Genomic DNA, 17,525 nt, shown 5'->3' with positions numbered 1-17,525 from the left:
CGCGCCACCCACTCCACACCGCGTTCGATGCAGCCCGCCCGGGCCGCGCGATGCTGCTCGCCCTCGTGCGGGCAAAGGGTGCGCGAATGATTACCACGATTACCACCGCGGCTACCTGAGCACGCGCAGGTGGCCGTTCCGGCAGCCACCTGGTGATCGCTCTTCTCCCCGAATGAATGAAACCCAGCTCTGGCAGCTGGGTTTTGTCTTTTTGTCCGGAGAAGTCCATGTACCTTGATCCAGTCCAGTCATTCGAGCCATTGCGCAGCCGCTGCGCACCCATCCGCCCTCTGCGCGTGGGCATGATCGGCATCGGAACGGTCGGCGCAGGCACGTTCCGCGTGCTGGCGCGCAACCAGGCCGATATTGCCGGCCGGGCAGGCCGGGCGATCGAGATGGTGATCGTCGCGGCCCGCAATCTGGCACGCGCCGCGGGCATCGTGGGCGAAGGCATCGAACTGACCGACGACCCGCTGCGCGTGGCAATGCATCCCGATGTGGATGTGGTGGTGGAAGTGGCGGGCGGCACGGGCCCGGCGCGCGACTGGGTGCTGGCGGCCATCGCGCACGGCAAGCACGTGGTCACGGCCAACAAGGCGCTGCTGGCCGTGCACGGCACGGAGATCTTTGCCGCCGCGCGCCAACACGGCGTCGCCGTGGCGTACGAAGCGGCGGTGGCAGTGAGCATTCCCATCATCAAGGCGCTGCGCGAAGGCCTGGCGGCCAACCGCATCGAATGGGTGGCGGGCATCATCAACGGCACCACGAATTTCATCCTGAGCAAGATGCGCGACGAGGGCCTGGACTTCGCCGCCGCCCTTGCGCAGGCGCAGGCGCTCGGCTATGCGGAGAGCGATCCGAGCTTCGACATCGAAGGCATCGACGCGGCCCACAAGCTGACGCTGTTGGCAGCCAATGCATTCGGCATGCCGCTGCACTTTGCGGATGTGCAGATCGAGGGCATCGCCGCACTGCAAGGGCTCGACGTCGCTTGCGCGGAGCAACTGGGCTTTCGCATCAAGCTGCTGGGCGTGGCCCGCCGCCGCGAGGATGGCGTCGAATTGCGCGTGCAGCCCGCGCTGGTGCCCGCCACGCACCTGATGGCGCATGTGAACGGGTCGATGAACGGCATCATGGTCAAGGCCGACGCGGCCGGCGTGACGATGTACTACGGCGCCGGGGCGGGGTCCGAGCAGACGGGATCGGCCGTGATTGCCGACCTCGTGGATGTCGCGCGGCTCGATGGCACTCGCGCGGCGCAGCGCGTGCCGCACCTGGGCTTTCATGCGGATGCGATGAACGGGCTGCCGGTGCTGCCCCGCGCCGCGGTGTGCACGCCGCACTACCTGCGGGTGCCCGTGCATGGCGCGGGCCAGGTCGAAGCGGTCGCGGCCTGGCTGGCAAGTGAGAAGCTGCCCGTGCGACAGGTGGCGCTGGCAGCCGACAGGCCGGCGATGGGCGCACAGGTGCTGGTGCTGACAGGCCCGGTGGTGCAGAGCGCGCTGGATCGGGCCGTGCGCATGCTGCAGGCGCACCCGATGGTCGCCGGGGCAGTGACGACGCTGCGGGTGGAGGAACTGGCGGGGTGAAAGCTCGCCCCGCCGTCCGCCCGTCAGGCCACGCGGTGCTTGCCGTACTCCATGCGCGCGATCGCGCGGTTGTGCACTTCGTCCGGGCCATCGGCCAGCCGCATCGTGCGCATGCTGGCGTACTGCTTGGCCAGCCCGAAGTCCGTCGTGACGCCGCCCGCGCCGTGCGCCTGGATGGCGTCGTCGATGATCTTCAGCGCCATGCGCGGCGCGGCGACCTTGATCATCGCGATCTCGAGTTGCGCGACCTTGTTGCCCACCCGGTCCACATGTCGGCCGCCTTCAGGCACAGCAGGCGCGTCATCTCGATGTCGATGCGGGCCTCCGCGACGCGCTGCTCCCAGACGGATTGTTCGGAGATGCGCTTGCCGAAGGCCACGCGCGACTGCAGGCGCTTGACCATCTTCTCCAGGGCGACCTCGGCGCTGCCGATGGTGCGCATGCAGTGGTGGATGCGTCCGGGGCCGAGGCGCCCCTGCGCGATCTCGAAGCCGCGGCCTTCGCCCAGCAGCAGGTTGGACGCCGGCACGCGCACGTCGCGGAACACCACCTCGGCGTGGCCATGCGGCGCATCGTCGAAGCCGAACACCGGCAGCATGCGGACGATCTCGATGCCGGGCGTGTCCAGCGGCACGAGGACCTGCGACTGTTGCGAATGACGCGGTGCCTCGGGGTCCGTCTTGCCCATCACGATCGCGATCTGGCAGCGCGGATCACCCACGCCTGACGACCACCACTTGCGGCCGTTGATGACGTAGTGGTCACCGTCGCGGCGGATCTCGGTCTGGATGTTGGTTGCGTCGGACGACGCCACGTCGGGCTCGGTCATCAGGAAGGCCGAGCGGATCTCGCCGGCCAGCAGCGGTTGCAGCCAGCGATCCTTGTGCGCGTCGCTGCCATAGCGGATCAGCACTTCCATGTTGCCGGTGTCGGGCGCCGAGCAGTTGAAGACCTCGGACGCGAAGCCGACCTTGCCCATCTCTTCGGCGCACACCGCGTATTCGAGATTGGTCAGGCCCGCGCCGCGGTAGGGGCTGCCTTCCGGCACCGAATCGCGCGGCAGGAAGAGGTTCCACAACCCCTCGGCCTTGGCCTTGGCCTTGAGTTCCTCGACGATGGGAACGACCTGCCAGCGGTTCTCGCCGAAGTCCTTCATCTGCTGCATGTACACCGGCACGGCGGGATAGACGTGCTGGTTCATGAAGGCAACAACGCGGTCGCGCCAGTGCACCTGCTTATCGGAAAGAGTGAAGTCCATGTGGGGCTTTCTTGAATGAAATCAGCAGGTCACGCCGCCGTCGATGACGAGGCTTTGACCGGTCATGAAGGCACCGGCCTGCGATGCGAGAAAGACCGCGGCGCCGGCGATCTCGTCGGGCTCGCCGATGCGCCGCAGCGGTGTGTTGGACGTGCGGTGCTTCAGGTTCTCGGCGTCCTCCCACAGCGCGCGGGCGAAGTCGGTCTTGATGAGGCCGGGCGCGATGCAGTTCACGCGCACGTTGTGCGGCCCGTACTCGACGGCCAGGTTGCGCGCGAGCTGGAAGTCCGCGGCCTTCGACACGTTGTAGGCGCCGATGACCGGCGACCCGCGCAGCCCGCCGATCGACGAGACGATGATGATCGAACCCTCCTTGCGCTCGATCATCTGCGGCACCGCGAAGTTGATGAGCCAGTGGTTGGCGATCACGTTGTTCTCGAGGATCTTGCGGAACTGGTCGTCCTCGATGCCGCCGAGCGGACCGTAGTAGGGGTTGGATGCCGCATTGCAGACCACGATGTCGACCCGGCCGAGCTGTCGCGTCGTCTCTTCCACCAGATGCTGGAGATCCTGCTTGGAAGAGATGTTGGCGGGTATCGAGATGGCGGCGCCTTCGCCGTGGGCCCGGTTGATGGCGTCGCGCACCTCGGCGCAGGGCTCGGGTTTGCGCGACGAGATGACGACCTTGGCGCCGTGCTCGGCCATGCGCTCGGCGATGGCGCGGCCGATGCCGCGCGAGGAACCCGTGATGATGGCCACCTTGCCGGCCAGCGAAAACAAGGACATGGATGTCTCCTGACTGCCTCAAATGCAAAGACCGGATCTTCGAAGAACGAGGCGAAAAGGACGGTCCTCTAAGTGACTCGGCCGCGTGTTTCCGGCGTACTGGAATTTCCACACCTTGCGGATCGGCGGCGCAGCCGTCTGCATAATCGCGCGCCCCACCATCGATTGCCACCCATGCCCGTCGAGACCTCGAGAGACACGCAGACTGCGCGCTTCAACGAAAAGCGCGATGCCATTCTGGGCGCCGCGGCACTGAGATTCAACGAGCAGGGCGTGAAGGGCGCCACCCTTGCCGACATCGCGGCCAGCGTGGGCCTGGTGACCAACAGCGTCACCTACTACTACCGAAAGAAGGAAGACCTTGCGACGGCCTGTTTCCTGCGTGCGATTGCCTTGTTCGACGACATGGCGAAGGCCTCGGCGCGGGAGCCGAAGGTGGCCGATCGGGTGCGGTCGTATCTGCGCAGGCATGCAGCGCTGCAGGCCGCCGTGCGCCTCGGGCGGCATCCGCCGGTGGTGGTCTTCAGCGACGTTCGGGCGCTGCCGAGTCCGCAACTCGAAGAGGTCCATCGCGCCTACACGGACATGTTTCGCCGCGTGCGCTCGCTCTTCAGGGGCGAGGAGAGCGCGGCGTGGTCGAAAGACACGCGCAATGCCCGCACCCACATGCTCCTGTCGCTCGCGCACTGGCTGCCGGTCTGGTTCGGGCGCTACGAGGAGTCGGAATACGTCCGGATGGCCGACCGCGTGGCCGACATCGCGCTCCATGGCATGGGATCCGCCACGGCCGAATGGCCGATGGAGGCGGGAGATGCACCGTGGCTCGCGCCTGCGGGCGCCGGCCCGATGGACGCCTTCCTGCGCGCCGCCACCGCACTGGTGAACGAGCAGGGCTACCGCGGCGCATCGGTCGACAAGATCTCGGCTCGGCTCCATGTGACGAAGGGCTCCTTCTATCACCACAACGACAACAAGCCCGACCTGATCGCGGCCTGCTTCGACCGCACCTTCAAGGTCGTCCGGCATGCGCTGGAGGCTGCCCAGTCGGGCAGTGGCAGCGGTTGGAGCCGGGCGGTCTCGGCGACGCGGGCGCTGGTGCGGTTCCAGCTTTCCGAAGAAGGCCCGCTGCTGCGGCTGTCGTCCACCAGCGCGCTGCCCGATCAGGCGGATCGCGCGCGCGTTCACAAGACGCTGCAGCAACTGACCGAACGCATGGCGAACGTGCTGGTCGACGGCTTGATGGATGGCTCGGTGCGTGCGCTGGACACGTCGGTCGCCGCGCAGATGGCCATGGGGCTCGTCAACGGTGCCGCGGAAGTGCACCGCTGGGTGCCGGCGGTCACGGAAGAGTCGGTGGTCGCGCTGTACGTACGGCCGATCTTCTGCGGGCTGTTGAGCGCCGAAAGCGGGAAGTTCAGCGTGGAGGACGGCGCCGCGGGCGCTTGAGATAGGCCTCCCGCACCACGAGCGCCATCGTCTCGATCGGCGTGAAGACCAGCGACGCCGCTGCGAGCACGGCGCAACAGAAATCCCCCAGCTGGAAGACCGCAGGCGGATAGGGCTGGGCGAGGAAGCGGCTGATGACCACGGCGTGGGCCACGAAGAGGACCAGGTTGGCAACGACCACGGCGACCAGCAGGCGGCTGCGGAACATGGCGGAGCAGATCAGCGCCTGCAGCGTGGCTGCGGCAAGCAGGGACATGCCCATGGGGTAGCCCGCGGCGTAGGCCTCCAGGCCGAGCGCGGCGAGCACCAGGGAAACGGCCGCCAGCAGCGCCGACTTCCGGCGCACGGCTGCCATGGCGGCCACCGGCCGCACAGGCTCCATCAGTTCAGCGGCGCGCCGCGGATCGTGTCGGCGGATTTCTGGAGCTGGCGCTCCATTTCCTCTGAAAGGTGCGATCCGCCCCACCAGCCGAGATGATCGAGCAGCCATCCGCCGACAAGCACCATCGCCAGCGCGCCAAGGGTGTAAAGGTCTGAATCCATGATCCGCTTCCCTTCGATTCGATGGCTCCAGTCTGTACGGACGCCGCCCTCGTGTGAATCTGCCAATCGACAGGTGTTGTTAAACGACGGCGTACAGCTTTTGACATTGCACCGGGGACGTGTCCACGGCTAGCCCTTGCCCGACTTGCGCTGCGATCCCAGCGCCTTGGCCCGTTCCTTTTGCAGTTCCTTGAGGCGCGTCACCTGATCGGGGCAGTCCGCCTGGGTGCCGATCAGCACCACCGGATTGCGCCGCAGGGCAGTGACCGATTTCTCGACCTGGACCGGATCGCGATGCTTGACCACCAGCCCGGCGGCCACGGCAGCCTTGGACTGCTTGTAGAAGGCTTTCTCGAATCCCGGCGTGCCGCAGCGGGCGGCGATCACGCGATAGTCCGCCTCTTGCTGCTCGCCAGACAGGTCGGCCGGCTGGGCGCTTGCGGCCCAGGGAAGGCAGATCGCAGAGACCCAGAGCAAAGCCCGGACGTTGAATCGCGCTTTCATGTCACCCTCGCTTCCGCACCTGGCGGATGGAAGTTGAGAGTGATTTTCCGCCGATCAGTTGCAGCGCCGGAACAAAGTTTGCAGCAACCCACGCTCAGCTGATCAGCTGGTTCTTCAGGGCGTAGTACGTCAGGTCGCTGTTGGAGGCGAGGTTCATCTTCTCCATCAAGCGGCTGCGGTAGGTGCTCACCGTCTTCACCGAAAGCGATAGGTGTTCCGCGATGCTGCCGGCCGTTTCACCGGTGGCCAGCTTCAGGAACACCTGAAATTCACGCTCCGACAGCTGTTCGTGCGGCGCCGCGTCGTTCTTGCGGTCCAGCTGGCGGGCCAGCAGTTCGGCCACCGCGGGTGTGATGTAGCGCCGGCCCAACGAGATGGTGCGGATGGCCTCCACGATCTCCTTGGGGTCGCATTCCTTGTTGAGGTAGCCGCTCGCACCCTGGCGGATCAGGTTCATCGCGTAGTGCTCTTCCGGGTAGCCGCTGAGGATCAGGATGCCGGTGTCGGGCGCCTTGGCGCGGACCATCGCGATCGCGTCGATGCCGCTTTGGCCCGGCATGGACAGGTCCATGACCAGAACATCGATCTCGTTGGATCGCACCAGGTCGATCGCTTCGCGTCCACTGGCAGCCTCGCCGACGACGCGGAGGTCGACGTGTTGCGAGAAAAAGTCCCGCAGGCCCGAACGCACGATCGCGTGGTCGTCCACGATTCCGATCTTGATCATCGCTTACTCCTCAAGTTTATTGGCCGGGTAAGCATGCGGCCGACGCCCGCCTTCGCCTGTCTGCGGGCGACCCGAGCGCGCGTAGGACAAGCCGCGAATCAGCGTGCAGGAAAAGGAGAGGTCAAGGCGAGATGGCCGCGTCGACGATGGTCTGGGCCTCGTCAAGGATGCGGCGCAGGTGGTCGGCGCCGCGGAAGCTCTCGCCGTAGATCTTGTAGATGTCCTCGGTGCCCGAGGGGCGCGCGGCGAACCACCCGCCTTGGGCGATCACCTTGATGCCGCCGATCGCGGCGCCGTTGCCCGGCGCATGGCTCAGCACGCTTTCGATCTTCTCGCCGGCGAGTTCGCTGGCGCCGAGCTGCTGCGGCGAGAGCGCCGAGAGCTGCTTCTTCTGCCGGGGCGTGGCCGGTGCGTCGATCCGGCTGGCGACCGGATTGCCGAACTCGTTCGCGAGGTCGGCATAGAGCGCGCCGGGGTCGCGGCCCATGCGCGCGGTGATTTCCGCCGAGAGGAGAGCGGCGGTGATGCCGTCCTTGTCGGTGGTCCATGCCGAGCCGTCACGCCGCAGGAAGGTGGCGCCCGCGCTTTCCTCGCCGACGAAGCCGAGGGAGGCGTCGAGCAATCCATCCGCGAACCACTTGAAGCCGACCGGCACTTCGTAGAGACGTCGACCCAGCCGTGCGGTGAGCCGGTCGATCAGCTGTGTCGAAACGACCGTCTTGCCTACTGCCACCTGCGCACCCCATTGCGGGCGATGCTGGAACAGGTAGTCGACGACGACCGAAAGGTAGTGGTTGGGCGCGAGCAGCCCCGCCCCGCCGGTGACGATGCCATGCCGGTCGTGATCGGTGTCGCAGGCAAAGCCGACGTCGAACCGGTCCTTGATGTCGAGCAGGCGCTGCATTGCATAGCCCGAGGAAGGGTCCATGCGGATCTGGCCGTCCCAGTCCAGCGTCATGAAGCCGAAGCGCGGGTCGACCGTCTCGCTGACGACGGTAAGGTCCAGCTTGTAGCGGTCGGCAATCGCCGCCCAGTAGTGGACGCCGGCGCCTCCCAGCGGGTCGACGCCCATGCGGACCCTGGCATCGCGGATCGCGTCCATGTCGATCACGTGGCCGAGGTCGCCGACGTAGGCGTCGAGGAAGTCGTGGCGGTGCGTCGTCGCGGCTTTCAGGGCTGCTGCGTGCGGCATGCGCTTGACGCCGTCGAGCTTCCGTTCGAGGTAGCGGTTGGCCGCGGCCTCGACCCCGCCGGTGACGTCCTGGCCGGCTGGGCCGCCATTGGGCGGGTTGTACTTGAAGCCGCCGTCGCGCGGCGGGTTGTGCGAAGGCGTGACGACGATGCCGTCGGCCAGGCCGCTCTGCCGCCCGCGGTTGTAGCCGAGGATCGCGTGCGACAGGGCAGGGGTCGGCGTGTATTCGTCATTCGTCGCCAGCATCACGTCGACGCCATTGGCGGCCAGCACCTCGAGTGCGCTCGCGCAGGCGGGTTGCGACAGGGCGTGGGTGTCGATGCCGAGGAACAGCGGCCCGTCGATGCCCTGGGTCTTTCGGTAGTCGCAGATCGCCTGCGTGACCGCCAGCACGTGCCACTCGTTGAAGGATCGCTCGAAGGCCGATCCCCGGTGGCCGGAGGTGCCGAACGCGACACGCTGCGCCGCGACGCCGGGGTCGGGAGCATCCGCGTAGTACGCCGCAACGAGCGCATCCACGTCGATAAGGGATTCGGGCGGTGCCGGCTTGCCGGCGAGGGGACTGATGCGTTCGGCCATGATGGACCCTAGGCTGGGCGCGCATGCCTTGCCAACTGCTCCTTGGCGGCAGCGACGACATGCGCGGCGTCGAAACCGAAATGCGCCTCGGCAACCTTGCCCGGCGCGGAGAGCCCGAACGAGCGCATGCCGAGGATGGCGCCCCGGCGCCCGACATAGCGTTCCCAACCCAACGGCGAAGCCTCTTCCACGGAAACGCGCGCCGCGATCGCAGGCGGCAGCACGCTGTCTCGGTATTCGTCGCTCTGGCTCTCGAAGAGATCCCACGACGGCATGCTGACGACGCGCGCCGCGATGCCTTCGCGCTGCAGCTGCTCATGGGCGGCGATGCAGAGCGCGACTTCACTGCCGCTGGCCAGAAGCAGCACATCGGGCTTGCCGTCCGGCGCGTCGGCGAGCACATAGGCGCCACGGGCGACACCGCTGGCGCTGGCATAGCGGCTGCGGTCGAGCGTGGGCAGCGCTTGTCGCGACAGCACCAGGCTCGCGGGGCGGTCCGTCAGTTGCATCACGACCCGCCAGGCCTCGACGACCTCGTTGGCGTCGGCCGGGCGCAGCAACGTCATGCCGGGCATCGCGCGGAACGATGCGAGTTGCTCGACCGGCTGGTGCGTGGGGCCGTCCTCGCCCATGCTGATGGAGTCGTGGGTCCAGATGTAGATGACGGGAATCCCCATCATCGCTCCGAGCCGCACGGCGCCACGGCAGTAGTCGGTGAAGATGAAGAAGGTCGCGGCATACGCGCGCAGCCTCGACAGCGTCATGCCGCTGGCGATGGCGCACATCGCGTGCTCCCGGATGCCGAAGTGGAAGTTGCGTCCGCCGTAGTTGCCGCTCTTGAACTCGCCGGCCTGTTCGAAGCCGAGCGCCGTCTTGGTGGATGGCGACAGGTCGGCTGCGCCGCCGAGGAGCCATGGCACGCGTTTCGCGATGGCATTCAGCACCTTGCCCGAGGATTCGCGCGTGGCCATGCCCTTGGCGTCGGCGGGAAACGCCGGCAGTTCGCTGTCCCAGCCTTCGGGCAGTTCGTGGCGCTGCATGCGGTCGATCTCTGCGGCGAGTTCGGGGTGTTGCGCCCGGTAGGCCGCGTACCCTTCATTCCAGGCGTCGCGGGCGCTCTTGCCGCGCTGGCCGAACTGCGCTTCGAAGTGGGACCGCACGCCATCGGGCACGGTGAACTGCGCGTCCGGATCGAAGCCGAAGAACTTCTTGGCGAGCCGGACTTCCTCCGCGCCGAGTGGCTCGCCGTGTGCTTCCTTGGTGTCCTGCTTGTTCGGTGCGCCGTAGCCGATGTGGCTTCGCACGATGATGAGCGTCGGCCTGTCCAGCGTGGCGTTGAAGTCGCGGAGGCTCTGCGTGAGTGCTTCGAGGTCGTTCGCATCGGCGACGCGGACGACTTTCCAGCCGTAGGCTTCGAAGCGCGCGCCGACGTCCTCGTCCGAGGTGATCGAGGTCGAGCCTTCGATGCTGATCTGGTTGTCGTCGTAGATCCAGCACAGATTGGCGAGCTTCAGATGGCCGGCCAACGATGCGGCTTCGGCGCTCACGCCTTCCATCATGTCGCCGTCACCGCACAGGGCGTAGACCTTGTAGTCGAAGAGTTCGTGGCCGGGCCGGTTGTGGTTGTAGGTGGCGGCGAGCCAGCGCTGCGCGATGGCCATGCCGACGCTGGTGGCGACGCCCTGGCCCAGCGGGCCGGTGGTGGTCTCGACGCCCGAGGTCCATGCATATTCGGGGTGGCCGGTGCAGCGGCTTCCTTCCTGGCGAAAGCTCTGCAGGTCGGCCATCGTGACGGCGAGGCCGTCTTGCGTGGCGTAATGCGGCCCCTTCGCCTTCACGCCGCACAGGTGCAGAAGGCTGTAGAGCAGTGCCGACGCGTGGCCGACCGACAGCACGAAGCGGTCGCGGTTCGGCCAGTCCGGGTCGTTGGGGTCATAGCGCAGGAAGCGCTGCCACAGGCAGTAGGCGACGGGCGCTGCGCCCATCGGCGTGCCGGGATGGCCCGAATTGGCCTTTTGCACCGCGTCGATGGACAGCGTGCGCAGCGTGTTGATGCACAACAGGTCGAGTGGCGGTGCGTCGCTGCTCATGATTTCTTTTCCGCGTGGCCGCCGAACTGGTGCCGCAAGGCCGACAGCACGCGATTGGAAAAGTCCGCCTCGCCGCGCGAACTGAAACGGGCATACACCGCGGAGCTCAACACCGGCGCCGGCACACCCTCGTCGATGGCGGCCTGGAGGGTCCAACGGCCCTCGCCGGAATCGGAGACGCGGCCCTGGAAGTTCGACAGCTCCGGGTCGGCGGCGAGCGCGGCGGCGGTGAGGTCGAGCAGCCAGGAGCCGATCACGCTGCCGCGCCGCCACACTTCGGCGATCTCGGGCAGGTTCATGTCGTACTGGTAGAGCGCGGGGTCGCGCAGCGGCGTCGTCTCGGCGTCGATGTCGTGCGAGCGCTTGCCGATGTTGGCGCCGCGCAGGATATTGAAGCCCTCGGCGTAGGCGGCCATGATCCCGTACTCGATGCCGTTGTGCACCATCTTGACGAAGTGGCCCGCGCCATGCGGGCCGCAATGCAGATAGCCCTGGTCGGCCGTGCCGCCGCCGGGGGCGCGGCCCGGTGTCGGTGCGTGTTCGCCGACGCCGGGCGCCAGCGTGGCGAACAGCGGCGAGAGATGCTGCACGGTCTCGGCTTCGCCGCCGATCATCAGGCAGTAGCCGCGATCGAAGCCGGCGATGCCGCCGCTGGTGCCCACGTCGACGTAGTGCAGGCCCATGGCGCGCAGTTCGGTGGCGCGGCGGATGTCGTCGCGGTAGTAGGAGTTGCCGCCGTCAATGACGATGTCGCCTGGCGCCAGCAGCGGGGTGAGCGAGGCGAGCGCGGAGTCCACGACTGCGGCGGGCACCATGAGCCAGATTGCCCGCGGCTGCGCGAGCTTTGCAACGAAGTCCTGCAGCGTGGCCGCGCCGGTTGCGCCTTGGGCGGCCAATCGCTCGATGGAGGCGGGGGCGTTGTCGTGCACGACGCAGTCGTGGCCTCCACGCATCAGGCGGTTCGTCATGTTGGCGCCCATGCGTCCGAGTCCGATCATGCCGATTTGCATCGCGAATGCTCCTGTGAGTCCGGTTGGGTGATGTGTGAACGCGTCCTGGTCGTCGAGTTCCATAGACGGCAGGGGCGGCGGGGCATCATCTTCCCGGCCACGGAAAAAGTCGAGCGAGGCTCGGATCGGGCGCTTGGGTGTGGACGGTGCGTCTAGAGCAGGTCGGTCGGAACGAACCAGGAGAAAAGCAGCAGCTTCAGCCGCACCAGCGCATTCGCATCCGGCTCCTCGTCCAGCACGATGTTCTCGCCGTCGGTCGTCACCCACTGGATGTGGTCGGTGCCGGGTTTCAGCCGGACTTCGTAGACGCTCTCGACGTTGTCGACCTGGAACGCGTCGACCAGCCGGTGCGTCACTTCGTAGCCTTCGAAGCGCACGCCGAGCTCGGTGTTGATGTAGGCCGAGCGCGGGTCGAAGTTCAGCGAGCCGACGAGCGCCCATTCGCGGTCGATCAGCGCCAGCTTGGCGTGCAGGCGTCCGCGCGACTGTCGGAACACCTTGCGCAGGTTGAGGCTGCGCTTGATCTGCTCCGAACTCACCTCGTACAGCGTCACGCCCATGCGGAGCATCTCGGCGCGGAAGCTGTTGTAGTTGATGTTGACGAGCGGCTCGTCCGAATCGGCCAGCGAATTGGTGGCGATGGTGATCCGAACGCCCCGTGCGCGCAGCCGCGCGATGTGGTCCATGACCGCGTCGCTCGGGAGGAAGTAGGGTGTGATGATGTTGATGTCGGACTTCGCCAGGTCGAAGAGGGCGCGCATGCGCTCTGCCACGGTGGGCGGGCGATGCTCTGGCATGTCACCGCCCTCGACGCGCAGCGCCTTGGTGGGGGAGTCGGCCACCGCATTGGCGCGCGTCGGGATCAGCTCCAGCTTGCCTTGGGCGAGGGCCGCGCTGACAGGCGGATCGCCGAACATGTCCGATTCCGGCGGGGGCTCGAGCGGCGGGGCTTCTGCCTCGGAGGTGAGGATGTCGAATCTTGCCCGCAGCGCTTCGGGCGCTTCGCTGGTCGGGACGATGTCGTGCAGCGGGTAGACGACCTCGGCGTTCCAGTAGTTGTCGAAGATCGTCTCGAGCTCGGTCACGACGGGGCCGGCCGTGAGCATGTCCAGGTCGATGAAGTTGGCGCCCGCGCTGCGCAGGAAGTATTCGTCCGCGAGGTTGCGCCCGCCCACGATCGCCACGGCCCCGTCGGCGACGAAGAGCTTGTTGTGCATCCGGTGGTTGAGCCGGCTGAAATCGCCGGCAAAGCTGAGCCAGCGGGTCGCGGTGTGGTCCCTGCCTGTGACGAAGGGGTTGAACAGGCGGATTTCGACATTCGGATGGGCAGCCAGTCCGAGCAGCACGGGATCGAGCTTGACCGTGTAGAAGTCGTCGAGAAGCAGCCGCACGTGCACGCCGCGGCGCGCCGCGTCGCGCAGTTCGCGGAGGATCAGCTTGCCGGTCTTGTCGTTGCCGAGCAGGTAGTACTGCAAGTCGAGCGCGGTCTGGGCGTGGCGGATCAGCGCAATTCGCGCATCGAGCGCCAGGGCGGCCTGCGGCATCACCCGTGCGCCGGATACGCCGTCGCGCTGTTCGTAGAAGGCGGCGGTGAGCTTTCCCAGTTCCGTTGCCGGCGAGGCCGTGACGGCGGGGCTGTACGGCGTGACCGTCCGCGACGGCAAGCTGGCGCAGGCTGAAATCAGGCAGACGAACGCGATCGCCAGGCAACGAAGCATCGACGCAGGCATCGCGGAGAGTCTGGGCATGTAGCTTGGATTGTTGCGGCCAGCGGATCGTAGCCGGCCCGCCCATGTCCGGGTTCCCCGTCAGGGTGTCGACTGAATTGACGTTGCGTTCACATTCTGTTCATGAATAGAATGCGAATTATTATCAATTGCAATCAAATATCACTCGATGCCTTCGATGCGGATCAACTTCGGGCGGCGCCAGGCGGCCGCAATGCTTGCGGGCTGCCTTGCCATTTACGTCCAACAACAGGCCCTGGCGCAGACCGGCGGCACGACGACCTTGCCCGAGGTCCGGGTCGATGCGAACGCCGAGGTCGAAAGCGCCACGTCGCCGGTGGTCGGCTACCGGGCCAGGAATGCCATGTCCGCGACCAAGACGGACACGCCGCTGTCCGAGACCCCGCAATCGGTCACCATCGTGACCCGCGACCAGATGATCGACCAGGGCGCGAACAACGTTCAGGATGCCCTGGGCTATGCCGCCGGCGTGCGCTCGGACGCCTACGGCGTCGATTCGCGCACTGACAGCGTGCTGGTGCGCGGCGGCAACCCCGACGAATACCTCGACGGCTTGCGCAAGAACTTCGACTACTACACCAGCAACGCACGCACCGAAACGTACACGCTCGAGCGCATCGAAGTCCTGCGCGGCCCATCGGCCATGCTCTTCGGGCAGGGGAGCACGGCGGGCGTCGTCAACATGGTGAGCAAGCGGCCGCTGGCCGAGACCCAGCGCGAGGTCGGCGTGCAGTTCGGAAGCTGGAACCGCACGCAGCTTCAGACCGACCTCACCGGCCCCCTGACCGAAGACGGCCAGTGGCTCTACCGCCTGATTGCCGTGGGCCGCAATGCGGACACGCAGGTGGACTACGTGCGCGACGATCGCCAGCTCATCGCCCCGTCCCTGACGTGGCGGCCGAACGCAGCCACCTCATTGACGCTCCAGGCGCTCTACCAGAAAGACAAGACGGGCTCGACCTCCCAATTCTTCCCCTGGGAAGGCATGCTGCTCCCCAACCCGAACGGCATCCTGCCCACCCGCCGTTTCATCGGCGAGCCGGGCTATGACCGCTACGACACCGAGCGCTCGACGGCGGGCTGGCTCTTCGAGCACCGGTTCAACGACCAATGGGCCGTGCGCCAGAACCTGCGCTACACGCACAACAATGTCGACTACACCGGCTTCTATGGTGACTCGTTCACGGTGCCGGGCGGCTGGGCCGGGGATCCGGTCAACAAGCGCCTGTTCGGTCGTTTCTGGGATTCGAGCATCACCAAGGTCAACATGCTGCAGGCCGACCAGAATGTCGAAGGCCGCTTCCAGACCGGCGCCGTCGAGCATCAGGTGCTCACCGGCCTGGACTTCGCCCGCTACTCGATGAACAAGCGCTCGGGCGTTGACTATCCGATCTACCTCGGCGGCACCCAGCCGCTCATCGACGCCTACGCGCCGTTGTACGGCCAGCCTTTCCCGACCTACGAACTGGTCGACAGCCCGAAGTCGACGCAGCGCCAGTACGGCGTCTACGTGCAGGACCAGATGAAGTTCGCCAAGAACTGGATCGTCCTTGCCGGACTGCGCCATGACGAAGTGACCAACGGCCTGGTCGGCAGCGACGACGAGAAGAGCGACGCCACGACCAAGCGCTTTTCCCTCATGTATGCGGCCGACAACGGCGTTTCGCCCTATATGAGCTATGGCGAATCCTTCACGCCGGTGGCTGGCCTGAATGCGAACAACGAGCGCTTCACGCCGCAGCGCGGCAAGCAATGGGAGGTGGGCGTCAAGTACCTGCCGAACGACCGGCCCATCCAGTTCACCGCTGCGGTCTACGACCTGCGCGAGGACAACCGCCTGATCCTGGATCCCAATGGCGGCATCGACTATGTGCAGGCCGGCAGCACCAAGACCACCGGCGCCGAGTTCGAGGTCAAGGCCACGCTGGCCAGGGACTGGGACGTGCTCGGGTTCTACAACTACACCGACGTCGATCCGCAGCTGACCCAGGTGCCCCGCCACCAGGCGGGTGCGTGGGCCAAATACCGCTTTACCGTCAACGGAATGCCGGGCTTCTCCGCCGGCGCCGGTGTGCGCTGGATGGGCAAGTTCCAGGATGGCGTGGCCCCCGAGACGCCTTCCGTGACCTTGCTCGATCTCATGGTGGCCTACGAAACGGCCAAGTGGCGCCTGGCGCTGAACATCAACAACCTGACCGACAAGGTCTACAACTCCATCTGCCTGTCGCGTGGCGATTGCTGGTGGGGCGCCCGCCGCAATGCGGTGGCCAGCGCGACCTACCGCTTCTGACGCTCCGGCAAAATCGCACCGATGAAGAGCCAACGAATCAAGACCTGGGCCTGGGTCCACAAATGGAGCAGTCTGGTCTGTACGGTGTTCATGCTGCTCCTGTGCATCACGGGGCTGCCGCTCATCTTCCACCATGAGATCGGGCATCTGCTGGGCACGGAGGTGGAAGCGCCGAAGATGCCGGCCAGCACGCCGCGCGAGAGCCTGGACCGTGTGCTCGAGACGGCCAAGGCGCTGCATCCGGACCGCGTGGTGCAGTACGCCTCGCAGCCGGAGGACGACGACGCGATCTGGTTCGTGACGCTCACCCCGACGCCGGCGCCGACGGATGACTTCAAGCAGGTCGCCGTCGATGCCCGCACCGGCAAGGTGCTGGCGCAGCCCAAGACCGACGAAGGCTTCATGTACGTGATGCTCAAGCTGCACGTCGACCTGTTCGCGGGGCTTCCCGGCATGCTGTTCCTCGGCTTCATGGGTTTTCTGCTGCTGGTGGCGATCGTCTCCGGCGTGGTGCTGTATTCGCCCTTCATGCGCAAACTCGAATTCGGCACCGTACGGCGCGAACGCCGGCCACGCCTCAAGTGGCTGGACCTGCACAACCTGCTCGGCATCGTGACGCTGGTGTGGGCCTTCACGGTGGGTGCCACCGGCATGATCAACACCTGGGCCGACCTGATCGTGAAGTACTGGCAGCACGACCAGTTGAGCGCGCTGCTCAAGCCGTATCAGGGGCAGCCGACGGTCCCGATGGCGGAGCGCGGCTCCGTGCAGCAGTCGATGGACGTGGCGCTGCAAAGCGCGCCGGGCATGAAGCTTTCCTTCATCGCCTTTCCGGGCACGGCGTTCTCGAGCCCGCACCACAACACCTTCTTCTTGCGCGGCAACGAGCCCTTCACTTCGCGGCTGCTGCAGCCGGTGCTCGTCGATGCCCAGACCGGCGTGATCACCGCGAGCCCCAGGCTGCCGTGGTACCTCACGGCGCTGCTGGTGTCGCAGCCGCTGCATTTCGGCGACTACGGTGGCATGCCGATGCAGATCCTGTGGGCGCTGCTCGACATCGCGACCATCATCGTGCTGGGCAGCGGGCTCTACCTGTGGTTGAAGCGCGGCAACACGGTACCGGCTTCGGCGAAGGCAGGTGCGGACCCGCACGCGGCGCACGCACCCGTTGCGCAGCCCGCGTCGACGGCGGCGGCAAAGGTGGGCACATGAAGCCGCATCACGGTCACTTCTGGCGCGTTTGGGGCTGGCCGATCGTGCTGGGCCTGCTCACCTGCATCGGACTGGTGTCGGCGCTTTTCAGCGACGGCGGGCTGGGCGATGCGCTGGCGTGGGTCACGCTCGGCATCCCGGTCGCGGTGGGCATCTGGTTCGGCTGGTTCCGGTCTTCGCGGCATCCGTAGGCCGGGCTCGAGGCGCGGCGCCATAGGGTCTTGCCCTCCAAGCGGGCGGTGGCGGCTCGACGCAGAATCGCCGCCATGAAGTTTCCTGTTACCGTCGCCTGTCTGCTGGTCGCCACTTCGTCCTCCATCCACGCACAGGACGTCGGGACCGCACCGACCCTGGGCGAAGTCACGGTCACGACGCCGCGTGGTGTGGAGCCGGTGTTCGACGTGGCGGGCTCGGTGGACCGGGTGGAAGGCTCGGACATCCGCGACATGCGGCTGCAGGCGCAGCTCTCCGAAGGCCTGAGCGCGGTGCCGGGCCTGCAGATCCAGAACCGCCAGAACCTCGCGCAGGACCTGCAGATCTCGATCCGCGGC

The 17,525-nt window shown here is 66.7% G+C and carries 14 protein-coding genes and 2 pseudogenes; 6 read left to right on the top strand and 10 right to left on the bottom strand.

Annotated elements, in window-relative coordinates:
• Nucleotides 1–227 precede the first annotated feature (227 nt).
• Nucleotides 228–1,589: a homoserine dehydrogenase gene (locus QTH90_RS21770; RefSeq protein WP_286666664.1), complete on the top strand. Its 1,362-nt coding sequence runs from the start codon at nt 228–230 to the stop codon at nt 1,587–1,589.
• Between the two features lie 23 nt (nt 1,590–1,612).
• On the opposite strand, the pseudogene QTH90_RS21765 reads toward QTH90_RS21770, so the two are convergent.
• Nucleotides 1,613–2,847: pseudogene (locus QTH90_RS21765) on the bottom strand (acyl-CoA dehydrogenase family protein).
• Between the two features lie 21 nt (nt 2,848–2,868).
• Nucleotides 2,869–3,633: an SDR family NAD(P)-dependent oxidoreductase gene (locus tag QTH90_RS21760; RefSeq protein ID WP_286666663.1), complete on the bottom strand. Its 765-nt coding sequence runs from the start codon at nt 3,631–3,633 to the stop codon at nt 2,869–2,871.
• Nucleotides 3,634–3,807: 174 nt separating this feature from the next.
• Here QTH90_RS21760 and QTH90_RS21755 point away from each other — a divergent pair, with 174 nt between their 5' ends.
• The gene (locus tag QTH90_RS21755; protein WP_286666662.1) at nt 3,808–5,079 is read left to right on the top strand and encodes a TetR/AcrR family transcriptional regulator; all 1,272 of its coding nucleotides are present in this window, start codon (nt 3,808–3,810) and stop codon (nt 5,077–5,079) included.
• On the opposite strand, the gene QTH90_RS21750 is transcribed toward QTH90_RS21755, so the two are convergent.
• From QTH90_RS21750 to QTH90_RS21715, 8 genes are all read right to left on the bottom strand, one after another.
• Complete coding sequence (locus tag QTH90_RS21750) at nt 5,048–5,434, bottom strand: hypothetical protein (RefSeq protein ID WP_286666661.1); 387 nt, start codon at nt 5,432–5,434, stop codon at nt 5,048–5,050. The two genes, QTH90_RS21755 and QTH90_RS21750, sit on opposite strands and share 32 nt — an antisense overlap.
• Before the next feature lie 26 nt (nt 5,435–5,460).
• A complete protein-coding gene (locus tag QTH90_RS21745) occupies nt 5,461–5,622 on the bottom strand; it encodes a hypothetical protein (RefSeq protein WP_286666660.1) in 162 nt (53 codons plus the stop codon).
• Between the two features lie 129 nt (nt 5,623–5,751).
• A complete protein-coding gene (locus QTH90_RS21740; protein WP_286666659.1) occupies nt 5,752–6,126 on the bottom strand; it encodes a P-loop NTPase family protein in 375 nt (124 codons plus the stop codon).
• A gap of 94 nt (nt 6,127–6,220) precedes the next feature.
• On the bottom strand, nt 6,221–6,853 hold the full coding sequence (locus QTH90_RS21735; RefSeq protein WP_028249307.1) for a response regulator: 633 nt from the start codon (nt 6,851–6,853) through the stop codon (nt 6,221–6,223).
• 121 nt (nt 6,854–6,974) lie between these two features.
• The gene (gene pgm, locus QTH90_RS21730; protein ID WP_286666658.1) at nt 6,975–8,624 is read right to left on the bottom strand and encodes a phosphoglucomutase (alpha-D-glucose-1,6-bisphosphate-dependent); all 1,650 of its coding nucleotides are present in this window, start codon (nt 8,622–8,624) and stop codon (nt 6,975–6,977) included.
• Nucleotides 8,625–8,632: 8 nt separating this feature from the next.
• The gene (gene tkt, locus QTH90_RS21725; protein ID WP_286666657.1) at nt 8,633–10,714 is read right to left on the bottom strand and encodes a transketolase; all 2,082 of its coding nucleotides are present in this window, start codon (nt 10,712–10,714) and stop codon (nt 8,633–8,635) included.
• Complete coding sequence (gene gnd / locus QTH90_RS21720; protein ID WP_286666656.1) at nt 10,711–11,724, bottom strand: phosphogluconate dehydrogenase (NAD(+)-dependent, decarboxylating); 1,014 nt, start codon at nt 11,722–11,724, stop codon at nt 10,711–10,713. The genes tkt and gnd overlap by 4 nt, the downstream gene beginning before the upstream one ends.
• 152 nt (nt 11,725–11,876) lie before the next feature.
• Complete coding sequence (locus QTH90_RS21715; protein WP_286666655.1) at nt 11,877–13,472, bottom strand: phospholipase D family protein; 1,596 nt, start codon at nt 13,470–13,472, stop codon at nt 11,877–11,879.
• A gap of 157 nt (nt 13,473–13,629) precedes the next feature.
• Here QTH90_RS21715 and QTH90_RS21710 point away from each other — a divergent pair, with 157 nt between their 5' ends.
• From QTH90_RS21710 to QTH90_RS21695, 4 genes and pseudogenes are all read left to right on the top strand, one after another.
• Nucleotides 13,630–15,762, top strand: a complete 2,133-nt coding sequence (locus tag QTH90_RS21710; protein WP_286666654.1) for a TonB-dependent siderophore receptor — start codon at nt 13,630–13,632, stop codon at nt 15,760–15,762.
• A 21-nt stretch (nt 15,763–15,783) separates the two neighbouring features.
• Nucleotides 15,784–16,974, top strand: a complete 1,191-nt coding sequence (locus QTH90_RS21705; protein ID WP_286666653.1) for a PepSY-associated TM helix domain-containing protein — start codon at nt 15,784–15,786, stop codon at nt 16,972–16,974.
• Nucleotides 16,971–17,165 (top strand): hypothetical protein, encoded by a 195-nt coding sequence (locus tag QTH90_RS21700; RefSeq protein ID WP_286666652.1) that lies wholly within the window; start codon nt 16,971–16,973, stop codon nt 17,163–17,165. The genes QTH90_RS21705 and QTH90_RS21700 overlap by 4 nt, the downstream gene beginning before the upstream one ends.
• A gap of 75 nt (nt 17,166–17,240) precedes the next feature.
• Nucleotides 17,241–17,525, top strand: a pseudogene (locus QTH90_RS21695) (TonB-dependent siderophore receptor); the annotation flags it as partial.

This window comes from Variovorax flavidus, from assembly GCF_030317145.1.
GTDB lineage: Bacteria > Pseudomonadota > Gammaproteobacteria > Burkholderiales > Burkholderiaceae_C > Variovorax > Variovorax flavidus.
This window is presented reverse-complemented; position numbering and strand designations above follow the sequence as displayed.